We start from the raw sequence: 12,952 nt of genomic DNA on the forward strand, positions 1-12,952 counted from the left end.
TAGTTTTTTTATTGAAATAACGTACAACCCTCGCTTTATTAGTAAAAAATGCAAAGTCCCTTATTTGACTTCCCAGAATCTTCCGATCCAATCCACTTATTGGAGAAAGATGGTCGAGCTGATTACTTCAGTCATTTTTGCAAAGCGGATGAATCTGATCATTTTTTTGAAAGCTTACTCAACTCACTCACTTGGAAAGCAGACCAAATCAATATGTTTGGTAAGTTGGTAACCACGGCAAGAAAAGTTGCCTGGGTGGGAGATCCCCAATGTAGCTATACCTATTCTGGCGTTGAAAAAATTCCTCAAGACTGGACGGAAGAGTTGCTGCAAATTAAGTGTCAACTTGAAGAAATGACCGGCTATAGCTATAACTCTTGCTTACTCAATCTGTATCACAACGGCGATGAAGGTATGGGTTGGCATAGTGACAATGAAAAAGAGTTGGATAGCTCAACCCCGATCGCATCAATCAGCTTGGGTGCTCGACGTAAATTTGCATTTCGTCACAAGCAGGATAAAACGACTGTGTCAGTATTTCTTGAGCACGGTAGCCTTCTCATCATGCATGCCCCTATTCAAGATCACTGGCATCATAGCCTTCTGAAAACCAAGACTGTGATGAGTCCACGCATCAATCTCACTTTTCGCAACATAATTCCCAGAACATGAATAGCAGCAAAGCAATTAATCGGGTAGCAATCATTGGCGCAGGAATTGCAGGCCTTGTATGTGCAAGGGAGCTTGAATCACACGGTGTATCAGTAGATGTCTTTGAAAAGAGTCGTGGTCCTAGTGGACGTATGAGTACACGTCGCGCACAAGACTGGTCTGCCGATCATGGCGCCCAATACTTTACTGCCAGAGATCCTCGTTTTATTGAGGAAGTGCAAAGTTGGCTTCAGGCAGGAACTGCTGCCATCTGGGAGCCCACACTCAAAGTTTATGAAGCCAAGACATGGCGTGAAAGTCACTCACAAGATATTCGCTATGTTGGCACCCCTCATATGAACTCACCAGGCAAGCATCTTGCCGAAGGGCTCACCATTCAATATGAGAGCACCATTTCCCAATTGGAACGTAGGGGTGGTAAGTGGCATTTGCAGTGCAGTGAAGCCAATGAAATTACGACACCGTATGATTTTGTCGTATTAGCTACACCCGCTCCTCAGGCAAGTGCCCTACTTAAAAGTTTTGACAGTAGAGCCACTGATATCGCCGACTCGGCGCAGATGAAGGCCTGCTGGACCATGATGGCAAACTTTCCGAATCAACTCAATGTAGATTTTGATGCAGCATTTATCAACCAAGAAATCATTAGCTGGATTTGTCAAAACGGATCAAAACCCATGCGTCAGGGAAGTACGTGGACCATCCACGGAAGCCCAAACTGGAGCCAAGATCATGTTGAATTAAGCAAAGAAGATGCTCAAGAGCAGATGGTGCAGTGCCTCACATCACTGGGCTTTAATTGTGAGGGCGGGAATATCAGCATGCACCGCTGGCGCTATGCCAGCGGGGGTTTAGAAAATTCAATTGGCTTTCTTGCGCTAAAAGACATCGGATTAGGGCTTTGCGGAGACTGGCTCAATGGTGGCCGAGTTGAAGGCGCTTGGCTCAGTGGTTTTAATCTAGCTCTAGCACTTAAAAAGATATAAAACTAAATTAACTCCAGCGCGCCATTGCAGCATCATCAGTCACGCGGGCGTCCACCCACTTGCTACCTTCTGGTGTTTCTTCTTTTTTCCAAAATGGTGCTGCAGTTTTTAAGTAGTCCATGATGAACTCACAAGCAGCAAATGCTTCGCCTCTATGGGCACTAGTAACCGCCACTAGAACAATTTGATCCTCAGGTAGAAGTGGTCCTACCCGATGGATGACTAGCGTCTTATAAAGATCCCAGCGGGTTCTAGCTTGCACGATGATTTCTTCCAGAGATTTTTCTGTCATCCCAGGATAGTGCTCTAAAGTCATGCCCTGAACTTGACTGCCGTCGTTCAAATCCCTGACGGTGCCCACAAAAGTGACTACTGCACCCACACGAGGATCATCCTTGCGCAGCACCTTTACCTCGGTTGTTAGATCAAAGTCAGCTTCTTGAATGCGGATGAAATCATTCTGCATCTTAGCCGCCAGTAACCGGTGGAAAGAATGCAACTTCGGCCCCTTCGACCAGAGGAGTGGAATCACTCACCATCTCTTGATTTAATGCGCAACGAATCACTTTGCCGCTTGCTAATACTTCAGCCCAAGGATTGCCTCGCTGAACCAGGTAACTCCTTAAGTCAGCAATCGTTTTTAATTCTGGTGGGACAGCAATACTCTCACCAGAAAGCCCGAGGCCCTCTCTTAAGGAAGCAAAGAATCGTAATTCGAGTTTCATAACAGAATCGTAATACGACTAGGAAAGAAGTGCATTAAATGGAATGTAATTCACCATATCGCCAGACTTCAATGCTTTGCCAGGCGGACAATCTACTAAACCATCTCCCCAAGAGGCGCTAGTAAGTACCCCCGAGCTTTGATTGGGAAAAAGATCCAAACCACCCTGCGCATTGATCTTGACCCTCAGAAACTCGTTACGACGATCGGCTTTAAGCCAATCAAAGTCAGCGCGCATAGGGTAAGACTGCGGTAAACCTGCGTCCCGACCTTGTAACTTGAGAATGAATGGCCGTACAAATAATAGGAAAGTCACAAAACTCGATACCGGGTTACCAGGCAAACCGATAAACCAAGTTTCAGCTTCGCTTGTATTGCTATTGAGGTTATCTGATTTGCGTACAGCGCCAAAAGCCAAAGGCTTGCCAGGCTTCATGGCGATCTGCCAAAGATCCAATCTACCTTCAGCAGTTACTGCAGGCTTAATGTGATCTTCCTCGCCAACGGAGACGCCGCCGGATGTAATGATTAAGTCATGGTCTTTGCTAGCCTTACGAAGAGTTTCTCTAGTAGCAGCCAGACTATCAGGAACAATTCCAAAGTCAGTGGCATCGCAGCCCAAGGATTTGATACATGCCAATAAGGTGTCGCGATTCGAATTGTAGATACCGCCTGGTTTGAGTGCTTCACCCGGCAGAGAAAGTTCGTCACCAGTAAAAAATGCAGCAACCCTCACTTTACGTCTTACAGTCAAATGCGTTAAGCCAGCAGAGGCAGCAACTCCAAGCTCTTGCGGCCGCAGAAAAGTACCCGCTGTAAGAGCTGTTTTACCCGCAGTCAGATCCTCACCTCTACGACGAATCCATTGACCTGATGTTGGTGCGATATTAACCTGCACTTGATCGCTTGCCCCCTCTGGGGTCGAGCAGTCTTCTTGCATTACAACGGCATCAGCACCTGGGGGGACTGGCGCACCCGTGAAGATTCTGGCAGCAGTGCCTGGCTTGAGCTCAGTTCCCATGGATCCCGCCGGAATACGTTGTGTAATCGCGAGTATTTGGCCCGGAGTATTGGTATCCCTTGTTCGCACCGCATAACCATCCATTGAGGTGTTATCGAGTGGAGGTACATCTACAAGGCTGCTTACACTTTCTGCAAGTACACGGCCTAAAGCAGTCTGCATCGCAAGTGTTTCAGTTTCGTGCACGGGCTTTGCGTGAGAAAGCAGGTGGTCCAAAGCCTGCTGAGCAGTCAACATCGGAGGCTTAGTCATAGCAATTTATTTCTGAGTTAGTTGGTGTGAGCAGTAATAAAGTTTTTAACTTGATTGACGTCTGCGTCGATATTTTCAACGCGCTGTGGCTTTGATTTGATGTCCTTGAATGCTGCTGGACATTCTGCTGGACGCCCTAATGCAACCTCAATCGTTTCTTCAAACTTAATAGGTAAAGCAGTTTCCAAAACAATCATCGGAATGCCTGCCTGCAAATGTTCGCGCGCAACCTTCACACCATCCGCCGTATGCGTATCAATCATCACACCATACTGCGCATCAATATTGCGAATCGTTTCTAGACGATTTTCATGGGTGCTGCGGCCAGATTGAAATCCATAATGTGCAATGTCTTTAAAGACGGCATCTTTAGAAATATCAAAGCCACCAGCTTGATCGACTTGTTTGAACATAGCCGCAGTGGCCTTGCCATCCTTACCCATAAAATCAAATACAAAGCGCTCAAAGTTGCTCGCCTTAGAGATATCCATAGACGGGCTAGAGGTGTGCAAAGTTTCAGCAGACTTACGTGCCCGATAGACACCGGTGCGGAAGAACTCATCGAGAACATCATTCTCATTGGTAGCCGCAATCAGATGGGCGATTGGCAAACCCATCATGCGGGCAATATGACCAGCACAGATATTGCCAAAGTTACCTGATGGCACAGTGAATGACACTTTTTCATCGCTCGATTTTGTGGCCAGTAAATAGCCTTGGAAGTAATAAACCACCTGAGCAACTACACGACCCCAGTTAATGGAGTTAACCGTACCAATTTGGTGGTTCGCTTTAAAGCTATGATCATTACTCACTGCTTTAACAATATCTTGGCAATCGTCAAATACACCAGCAACTGCTAAATTAAAGATATTAGGATCTTGCAGAGAGTACATTTGGGCAGACTGGAATGAGCTCATCTTGCCACGTGGTGAAAGCATAAATACTTTTACACCCTCTTTGCCGCGCATTGCGTATTCAGCAGCACTTCCAGTATCTCCAGATGTCGCGCCCAAAATATTGAGTTTTTGACCATTCTTTTTTAAGGCGTATTCAAAGAGGTTGCCGAGCAACTGCATCGCCATATCTTTAAACGCCAATGTGGGCCCATTGGATAGACTAAGTAAACCAATACGTGCGCCCTGTTCCTCACCCAACCAATGCAGTGGAGTGATGTCTTTGGCATTGTCTTCAACGCGCCCATTACAGTAGACCTGCTCTGTATAGGTCTTACGCAATAGAGCACGTAGATCTGCCTCAGGAATGTCGTCACAATAAAGGCTTAAGACCTCATAAGCGAGATCGGCATAGGGCATACCACGCCAAGCATCTAACTGCGCTTTAGTAACTTGCGGGTACTCTGTCGGAAGATACAGGCCACCATCTGGCGCTAATCCGCCAAGCAGAATTTCTAAAAAGGATTGCTGTGGGCTATTACCCCGGGTGGATTGGTAACGCATGATTTGTATTAGGACAGGTTTTCTAAACGGATCTTCACCACTTCACCGGCAACAGTTTTCAGATTCTGAATTTCCTGTATCGCTGCCAGCATGTGCTTTTCTTTAGTCTCGTGAGTCAGTGCAACCAAATCAGTTTGGCTTTCACCTTCATCGGCTTCTTTTTGCAAGAGGGCATCAATAGAGATGCTATGAGCCGCCAAGATCTTGGTAATGTCAGCCAATACACCGGCTTGATCTGCTACGCGCAAACGCAAGTAATAGCTCGTGGTAATTTCACCCATTGGCAATACGGCAATATCGCGAACTGCATCCGGCTGAAACGCCAAATAAGGGACGCGACTCTCTGGGCTTGCACCCAATAAACGCGTGATATCCACTAAGTCTGCAATCACAGCAGAAGCGGTTGGCTCTGAGCCTGCACCCTTACCGTAGTAAAGCGTAGTACCAACAGCGTCCCCGAATACCTGAACAGCATTCATGGCGCCTTCAACGTTTGCAATGAGACGCTTCGTTGGAATTAAGGTTGGGTGCACGCGCAACTCAACGCCAGTAGTTGTCTTTTTCGCAATCCCAAGTAACTTAATGCGATAGCCTAACTGCTCAGCATATTGAATATCGATGGCATCTAACTTGGTAATACCCTCAACGTGCGCTTTCTCAAATTGCATGGGAATACCAAATGCAATTGCACTCATGATGGTGGCCTTGTGGGCAGCATCTACACCTTCAATATCAAACGTCGGATCTGCCTCTGCGTAGCCCAAACGCTGCGCTTCTTTCAAGACCGTCGCAAAGTCTAAGCCTTTGTCACGCATCTCAGAAAGAATGAAATTGGTTGTGCCGTTGATGATGCCAGCAATCCACTCAATGCGGTTCGCAGTCAAACCTTCACGAAGTGCTTTGATAATTGGAATACCGCCAGCAACAGCAGCTTCAAATGCAACCATCACGCCCTTTTCGTGGGCAGCTTTAAAAATCTCATTGCCATGCACCGCGATCAAAGCCTTATTGGCTGTAACCACATGCTTGCCAGCTGCGATTGCCTCAAGCACTAAGTCCTTAGCAATACCATAACCACCAATCAACTCAACAACGATATCAATTTCAGGATTGTTAATAACGGCACGAGCATCACTCACAACTTGAGCGCGATCTTTGACTAACTCCTTAGCACGCTCTACATTAAGGTCGGCAACAGTGTTAATACGAATGCCACGACCAGCACGACGGGTAATCTCATCTTGGTTACGTTCGAGAACAGTAAATACACCACCACCTACAGTGCCAATACCTAATAGACCTACTTGAATCGGTTTCATGATGCCTTTGTTGCTGTTGAATTAGTCGAATTAGTTACCTTGCGACTATGTTTTTGACGATAACGCTCCAAGAAGCGTGCCAGACGACCAATGGCCTCCTTCAGCACATCCTCATGAGGTAAGAACACTACACGGAAGTGATCTGACTTGACCCAATTAAAACCAGTGCCTTGCACCAGCAATACTTTTTCTTCTTTCAGAAGATCAGCTACAAATTGCTGATCATCTTCAATTGGGTACATTTCAGAATCGAGTTTTGGGAATAAATACAAAGCGGACTTTGGTTTCACGCAAGTCACACCCGGAATTTCGGTAATGAGTTTCCAGGCGAGATCGCGCTGCTTGGCTAAACGCCCGCCTTCGTTGACCAAATCATTGATGCTTTGATAGCCACCCAAAGCTGTCTGAATAGCATACTGACCTGGCACGTTGGCACACAGGCGCATAGAGGACAACATATTGAGGCCTTCGATGTAATCACGAATCATCTCTTTATCTCCAGACACGACCATCCAGCCAGCACGGTAGCCGCAAGAGCGATAGTTTTTGGATAAACCATTAAAGGTAATTGTCACTACATCAGTAGATAAGGACGCCAATGAGACATGCTTCTCTTTGTCGTACAACATCTTGTCGTAAATCTCGTCGGCAAACAGAATCAAGCCATGTTCACGGGCGATAGAGGTTAACTCTGTCAGTACTTCTTTGGAATAGATGGCACCTGTTGGATTGTTGGGATTAATCACCACAATCGCTTTAGTGCGGGGCGTAATTTTTTTACGTAAATCCGCTAGATCCGGGGCCCACTCTTTCGACTCATCACATAAGTAATGTACTGGGGTACCACCAGACAAGCTGACAGCAGCTGTCCATAATGGGTAGTCAGGTGCCGGCACCAAGACTTCATCACCGTTATTGAGCAATGCATTCATTGCAAGAACGATTAATTCAGAAACCCCATTACCGGTATAGATGTCATCCAAAGTAACACCCTGAATGCCTTTTTCCTGGCAATATTGCATGATGGCCTTACGAGCCGCAAAAATTCCCTTGGAATCAGAGTACGCTGAGGCATTACCCAAATTACGGATCATGTCCAACTGAATCTCTTCTGGAGGATCAAACCCAAAAACACCCACGTTGCCGATGTTGAGTTTGATGATTTTGTGACCCTCTTCTTCCATGCGCTGAGCAAGCTCCAGCACGGGTCCACGAATGTCATAACAGACGTGATTGAGTTTTTCGGACTTTAGGATCGGTTTCACAATGAATTAAAGGATAAGTTCTTGAAATCTAGGAAAAAACAGCTAGCTATAATCACCACAATTATGACAGAGAGTCCATGTGAAGCTTCAATCTGACCCCCATTCCGGAGCCAATACGATCACCGGTTACGGCGATGGCTACATCGAGATCAATAAGATCCCCTATAGTCACGCGGTTTTGCTGAGTTCTGATGGTGAAATCCTGGAATGGGCAATCAAGTCCTTTGAGGAGCTGAGTTCAGCAGATTTCACTCAAATGGCCTCCCTTAAGCCTGAATTAATCATTATTGGCACTGGTAAACGGCAGCGCTTCCCAAGGCCTGAACTTTTAAAAACCTTGATTGAAGCCAAGCTTGGTTTTGAGGTGATGGATTCTCAGGCCGCTTGTCGCACTTACAACATCCTTGTTGGCGAAGGTCGCCAAGTCCTTCTTGCTCTGATTGTGGAGGCCGCCTGATGCAGTTTGACCAAATTCGGCAGTCAAGCACCCTCAAACCAGTAAGTATTCTGATTTTGGTTTTGATCTATGCCTTGATCTGGTTTGGCACCTTAAATTATCGTCACCTCATTCCGTCAGATGAAGGACGTTATGCCGAGATTGCTCGTGAGATGCTCGTCACTGGAGATTGGGTCACACCTCGCTACAACGGGTATAAGTATTTCGAAAAACCCCCTTTACAAATTTGGGCCACCGCTACCGCCTTCAATATATTTGGCATTGGTGATTGGCAAGCGCGCTTGTGGACTGCGCTTACTGGATTTCTAACGATTGTGTTTATCGGATTTACTGGCGCACGTATCTACAGTCCACGAGCAGGCTGGTTAGCTTCAATCGCTTTAGCTTCGAGCCCAATGTGGGTAATTGGTGGACATATCAACTCACTCGATATGGGATTATCAGCATTTTTAGTCGCTGCACTCTGCAGTCTTTTATTGGCCCAAAGCTCCCAAAACTCGAGCGATACCAGGAGGTGGATGTGGGCCTGCTGGGCCTTTATGGCCTTAGCAACGCTATCCAAAGGTGTGATTGGAGTCGCCATCCCCGGAATGGTATTTGCTATTTATTCGATTACTGCGTGGGACTGGAAGATCTGGAAGCGACTACACATCATTAGTGGCGCGATTTTATTTTTAGTCATTACTGCGCCTTGGTTTATTCTGGTGGCGCAACGCAATCCAGAATTTTTGGAGTTCTTCTTTATTCATGAACACTTGCAACGTTTTACACAAACAGCCCACAGCCGCACTGGTCCAGTTTATTACTTCATACCACTGTTAATAATTGGCTTTTTGCCATGGATTGCACAAATTCCCGGAGCTCTTACTCAAGCTTGGCAAGAGCGTAATCGTGAGTTTTCTAGCGGATGGTTACTCACCTGCTGGTTTGCCGTGATCATGGGATTTTTTAGTATCTCTCAATCAAAATTGCCTGGCTACATCATCCCAGTCTTTCCGGCGCTGGCAATGCTTGTTGGCCATTCCGTAGATCGCAATCTGAGCCTTGGTAATGAACTGGGCCTACCCTGGAAATTACAAGCCCTCTTCTTTGCCATCTTAGGTGGCCTTGGATTTTTCTTCTTAGGCGAAGTGAGTAAGCAAGCAAGACCGGATGAAATTGAATCTTATGCTCAATATACTTATTGGATAGTTGCAGCGCTGATTGCATTAATTACATTTAGCCTCCTGTCATTCATACAAAGTAAACGTAATGGCCTAAGTAGCATCACTAGTTTTGCAGTAGGATTTTTTCTCTGCGCAATCATTGCGGGTACGGGCCACGAAACTTTAGGTCGTGCAGTATCCGGCATCGACTTGGTGGAAAAAGTGAAAGCCGGCATTCCTGAAAAAGTGAATTTTTACTCCATCAGAATCCTAGACCACACAGTACCCTTCTATCTCGGCAGAACGATGATCATGGTGGAGTCTCCGGATGAATTGGAATTTGGCGTTAAGCAAGAGCCTGAGTTGTGGATCCCCACCTTTGCTGCTTTTATCGAACGCTGGAAAAAAGATCAGACGGCTTATGCATTGATGGTTCCAGAGCAATATATCGAGCTGCAGAAACTCAATGTACCAATGCAAGAAGTGGGTAGAGATTCTCGGCGCGTCATTGTTAAACATCCGGATTTACAAAGCAGCTCCGCACAATAAGTTTTTAAGGTTCATCATGTCCACTACTGAAAATACCCTTCCCTTCATCCCATTTACGCGCCCACACTTTAATCAAGAAACGATTGATGCAGTTGCCGAGGTTTTGCGTTCAGGTTGGGTTACCTCAGGTCCGAAGCTAGCGGAGTTTGAAGCGACCTTAAGTGACTATTTCGGCGGTCGACCTGTGCGTTGCTTTGCCAACGGCACCGCCACTATGAAAATTGCTTTGCAGGTAGCCGGTATTGGAACTGGGGATGAAGTCATTACCACTCCTATTTCTTGGGTAGCCACCTCGAATGTGATTCTGAGCGTGGGTGCAACACCCGTATTTGTCGATATCGATCCCGTTACACGCAATATTGACTTAAATAAAGTGGCTGCAGCAATTACACCAAAGACGCAGGCCATCATGCCCGTTTATTTGGCTGGGTTGCCTATCAATATGGATCAACTCTATGGCCTGGCTAAGCAATATCAATTACGCGTGATTGAAGATGCAGCGCAAGCTTTTGGGTCGCAGTGGAAGGGTCAAAAAATTGGCAGCATGGGTGATCTCGTGAGCTTTAGCTTTCAGGCCAATAAAAATTTATCAACTGTTGAGGGCGGCTGTCTTGTTCTTAACAATGCTGACGAAGCAAGGCTTGCAGAGAAGTTTCGTCTTCAAGGTCTCACACGCCAAGGTATGGATGGTATGGATGTTGATGTACTAGGTGGCAAAGATAATTTGACTGACGTGAATGCAGTTATCGGCCTGCATCAACTTAAACAATTGCCAGCATTTCAAGCGCGTAGAAGTGCTTTGGCTAAACAGTATTTCGATGCCATTCGCCATGAAATGAAATCAGCGGACCTAGGTAATCTCAATTTAGAATTACCAGTAGAAAACTTCACTGATAGCAACTGGCATATGTTCCAAGTTGTACTGCCGCTTGAGCAATTGAACGTAGATCGTGCGCAGTTGATGCTTGAACTTAAAGAGCTGGGTATTGGTACCGGCGTCCATTACCCGTTGATTACAGGGTTCACGCTTTACCAAAAGCTGGGGTACCAAGCTGAAGCCACTCCCATAGCAAAGCGTATTGGTCGCTCCATTTTGACCCTCCCCCTTTTTCCAGGGATGGCAGATGAAGATATTGGCCGTATAGCCAAGGGTTTGACTGGAATTCTGAAGAAACATCGTAAAAACTAATACCGAGAGCGGAATCAGGCAAAATTGCAGCATGACTGCAAATTTAGCTACCCAAGCCTGCAATCCGACACTCAGCATTGTCATTCCCGTTTACAACGAGGAAGATGGCCTACAAGCCCTCTTTGATCGCTTATATCCTGCGCTAGATGTCATGGCTAATAAGCGCAACATTGCTTATGAAGTGGTGTTTGTGAATGATGGCAGTAAAGATCGCTCCGCCGGTATCCTGGCTAAGCAAGTTGAGCTGCGCCCAGATGTCACACGTGCGGTGTTATTTCATAGCAACTTTGGTCAGCACATGGCGATCATGGCTGGCTTTGAATACTCCCGCGGCGAATACATCATCACCCTCGATGCTGACTTGCAGAATCCCCCGGAAGAAATCGATGCATTGGTAAATGAGTTACTGAAAGGTCATGACTACGTTGGCACTATTCGTGCCGATCGTCGCGATAGCTTCTTCAGAAAATTTGCTTCACGTGCGATGAATCATTTGCGCCAGAAAATTACTCGCATTACGATGACTGATCAAGGATGTATGCTGCGTGGCTATAGCCGACGTATTGTTGATCTCGTACGTCAGTGCGATGAAAGCAACACCTTTATTCCGGCACTGGCTTATACATTCGCATCCAACCCAACTGAAATTACCGTCAAACATGAAGAGCGTTTTGCTGGTGAGTCAAAATACAGCCTCTATCAACTCATTCGTTTGAACTTTGACTTAGTGACCGGCTTTTCCGTCATGCCTTTGCAGATTTTCTCGATCCTGGGCATGTTGCTGGCAATGGCTGCGGGCAGTCTGTTTATCTACCTTCTGGTTCGCCGCTTTGTGCTCGGCGCTGAGGTTGAAGGGGTATTCACCCTCTTCGCTCTCACCTTCTTCCTGATTGGCGTGATGCTATTTGGTCTTGGTCTGCTCGGTGAGTACATCGGCCGTATCTACCAACAAGTTCGCGAGCGTCCACGCTATGTTGTGCAAACTGTTTTAGAGAAAAAATAATTGCACGCAGTCGTCTTTGCTTATCATGATGTTGGCGTTAACTGCCTTAAGGCATTGCTAGGTGCAGGCATTCAGGTTGATCTAGTGATTACCCATCAAGATGATCCTCATGAGAATGTCTGGTTTGGAAGCGTTGCGAAACTGTGTGATGATCAAAAGATTCCTTACATCACTCCAAATGCGAATCAGCTGATGGAGCTCATACCGCAACTTCAAAAACTAACACCTGATTACCTTTTTTCTTTTTACTACCGCCACATGATTCCGGCAGAACTCTTGGCCTGCGCCAAGATTGGTGCCTTGAATATGCACGGCTCATTGCTGCCAAAGTTCCGTGGGCGGGCGCCTGTTAATTGGGCTATCTTGCACGGCGCAACAGAAACAGGCGCAACATTGCACATGATGGAAGTTAAGCCGGATGCGGGTGACATTGTGGGACAGTCAGCCGTTTCGATTGGGCCCAACGAAACTGCCACCGATGTCTTTGGCAAAGTCAGTCGGGCAGCCATCACGGTAATCAACCAGGCTCTACCCGAGCTTATTCAAGGCCGCATCCCTAGAAAACCCAATAATCTGGCTCAGGGAAGCTATTTTGGGGGCCGCAAGCCTGCCGATGGGCAAATTCTGTGGCATCAGACTGCTCAGCAGGTTCATAACCTCGTCAGAGCCGTAGCACCCCCTTATCCAGGCGCTTTTACAGACTGGCAAGGTCAGCGCAGAATTGTGGCTCGGACCAGCCTAGAGGGCCCATTTCCGAGCCAGCTAGATCTTCAGGCTCCCGGCATCCAAGTGGTTGATAATCAGGTATTCGGCGTTTGTGGGGACCAAAAAGCGGTAGCGATACTGGACTGGTTCCCAGCAAATAGCTAACTAATTACCAGTAGCACTCTTTAGATTAAAAAACGAGGCA

General features: G+C 46.6%; 13 protein-coding genes. 7 read left to right on the forward strand and 6 right to left on the reverse strand.

Translation table 11 applies throughout. The features are described 5' to 3' along the window. The first annotated feature begins 48 nt into the window (after positions 1-48). Positions 49-672: an alpha-ketoglutarate-dependent dioxygenase AlkB gene (locus tag ICN27_RS07590; RefSeq protein ID WP_216269548.1), complete on the forward strand. Its 624-nt coding sequence runs from the start codon at positions 49-51 to the stop codon at positions 670-672. Then, positions 669-1,658, forward strand: coding sequence for an NAD(P)/FAD-dependent oxidoreductase (locus ICN27_RS07595; RefSeq protein WP_216269549.1), 990 nt, complete (start codon positions 669-671; stop codon positions 1,656-1,658). The genes ICN27_RS07590 and ICN27_RS07595 overlap by 4 nt, the downstream gene beginning before the upstream one ends. A 7-nt stretch (positions 1,659-1,665) precedes the next feature. On the opposite strand, the gene moaE is transcribed toward ICN27_RS07595, so the two are convergent. The 6 genes from moaE to ICN27_RS07625 are packed head-to-tail and all read right to left on the reverse strand — an operon-like array spanning position 1,666 to position 7,699. Further along, the gene (gene moaE / locus ICN27_RS07600; protein WP_215307990.1) at positions 1,666-2,124 is read right to left on the reverse strand and encodes a molybdopterin synthase catalytic subunit MoaE; all 459 of its coding nucleotides are present in this window, start codon (positions 2,122-2,124) and stop codon (positions 1,666-1,668) included. 1 nt (position 2,125) lies between these two features. Beyond that, on the reverse strand, positions 2,126-2,383 hold the full coding sequence (gene moaD, locus ICN27_RS07605; RefSeq protein WP_216269550.1) for a molybdopterin converting factor subunit 1: 258 nt from the start codon (positions 2,381-2,383) through the stop codon (positions 2,126-2,128). 18 nt (positions 2,384-2,401) lie between these two features. Further along, on the reverse strand, positions 2,402-3,640 hold the full coding sequence (gene glp, locus ICN27_RS07610; protein WP_216269729.1) for a gephyrin-like molybdotransferase Glp: 1,239 nt from the start codon (positions 3,638-3,640) through the stop codon (positions 2,402-2,404). 32 nt (positions 3,641-3,672) lie between these two features. Further along, complete coding sequence (gene thrC / locus ICN27_RS07615; protein ID WP_216269551.1) at positions 3,673-5,115, reverse strand: threonine synthase; 1,443 nt, start codon at positions 5,113-5,115, stop codon at positions 3,673-3,675. Positions 5,116-5,123: 8 nt separating this feature from the next. Beyond that, on the reverse strand, positions 5,124-6,434 hold the full coding sequence (locus ICN27_RS07620; protein ID WP_215307996.1) for a homoserine dehydrogenase: 1,311 nt from the start codon (positions 6,432-6,434) through the stop codon (positions 5,124-5,126). Further along, positions 6,431-7,699 carry an aminotransferase class I/II-fold pyridoxal phosphate-dependent enzyme gene (locus ICN27_RS07625; RefSeq protein ID WP_216269552.1) on the reverse strand — a complete coding sequence of 423 codons (1,269 nt, stop codon included), beginning with the start codon at positions 7,697-7,699 and terminating at the stop codon, positions 6,431-6,433. The genes ICN27_RS07620 and ICN27_RS07625 overlap by 4 nt, the downstream gene beginning before the upstream one ends. 79 nt (positions 7,700-7,778) lie before the next feature. Here ICN27_RS07625 and ICN27_RS07630 point away from each other — a divergent pair, with 79 nt between their 5' ends. Genes ICN27_RS07630 through ICN27_RS07650 form a run of 5 tightly spaced genes read left to right on the forward strand, consistent with a single transcriptional unit; the run spans position 7,779 to position 12,912 of the window. Beyond that, positions 7,779-8,156: an Mth938-like domain-containing protein gene (locus tag ICN27_RS07630; protein WP_215307999.1), complete on the forward strand. Its 378-nt coding sequence runs from the start codon at positions 7,779-7,781 to the stop codon at positions 8,154-8,156. Then, on the forward strand, positions 8,156-9,850 hold the full coding sequence (locus tag ICN27_RS07635) for a glycosyltransferase family 39 protein (protein ID WP_216269553.1): 1,695 nt from the start codon (positions 8,156-8,158) through the stop codon (positions 9,848-9,850). Before ICN27_RS07630 ends, ICN27_RS07635 begins: the two co-directional genes overlap by 1 nt. Positions 9,851-9,866: 16 nt before the next feature. Continuing rightward, entirely contained in the window at positions 9,867-11,039 is a 1,173-nt protein-coding gene (locus ICN27_RS07640; RefSeq protein WP_216269554.1) for a DegT/DnrJ/EryC1/StrS aminotransferase family protein, read from the forward strand. 31 nt (positions 11,040-11,070) lie between these two features. After that, entirely contained in the window at positions 11,071-12,042 is a 972-nt protein-coding gene (locus tag ICN27_RS07645) for a glycosyltransferase (protein WP_216269555.1), read from the forward strand. Continuing rightward, the gene (locus ICN27_RS07650; RefSeq protein ID WP_216269556.1) at positions 12,043-12,912 is read left to right on the forward strand and encodes a formyltransferase; all 870 of its coding nucleotides are present in this window, start codon (positions 12,043-12,045) and stop codon (positions 12,910-12,912) included. Positions 12,913-12,952: the final 40 nt, after the last annotated feature.

It is taken from the genome of Polynucleobacter sp. Nonnen-W13 (assembly GCF_018881735.1).
In the GTDB taxonomy this organism is placed as follows: Bacteria; Pseudomonadota; Gammaproteobacteria; order Burkholderiales; family Burkholderiaceae; genus Polynucleobacter.

Coding starts and splice junctions, on each gene's coding strand:
- ICN27_RS07635 (WP_216269553.1), top strand. CDS start 8,156: ATGCAGTTTGACCAAATTCGGCAGTCAAGCACCCTCAAACCAGTAAGT.
- moaE (WP_215307990.1), bottom strand. CDS start 2,124: ATGCAGAATGATTTCATCCGCATTCAAGAAGCTGACTTTGATCTAACA.
- ICN27_RS07590 (WP_216269548.1), top strand. CDS start 49: ATGCAAAGTCCCTTATTTGACTTCCCAGAATCTTCCGATCCAATCCAC.
- ICN27_RS07620 (WP_215307996.1), bottom strand. CDS start 6,434: ATGAAACCGATTCAAGTAGGTCTATTAGGTATTGGCACTGTAGGTGGT.
- glp (WP_216269729.1), bottom strand. CDS start 3,640: ATGTTGACTGCTCAGCAGGCTTTGGACCACCTGCTTTCTCACGCAAAG.
- ICN27_RS07645 (WP_216269555.1), top strand. CDS start 11,071: ATGACTGCAAATTTAGCTACCCAAGCCTGCAATCCGACACTCAGCATT.
- moaD (WP_216269550.1), bottom strand. CDS start 2,383: ATGAAACTCGAATTACGATTCTTTGCTTCCTTAAGAGAGGGCCTCGGG.
- ICN27_RS07640 (WP_216269554.1), top strand. CDS start 9,867: ATGTCCACTACTGAAAATACCCTTCCCTTCATCCCATTTACGCGCCCA.
- ICN27_RS07595 (WP_216269549.1), top strand. CDS start 669: ATGAATAGCAGCAAAGCAATTAATCGGGTAGCAATCATTGGCGCAGGA.
- thrC (WP_216269551.1), bottom strand. CDS start 5,115: ATGCGTTACCAATCCACCCGGGGTAATAGCCCACAGCAATCCTTTTTA.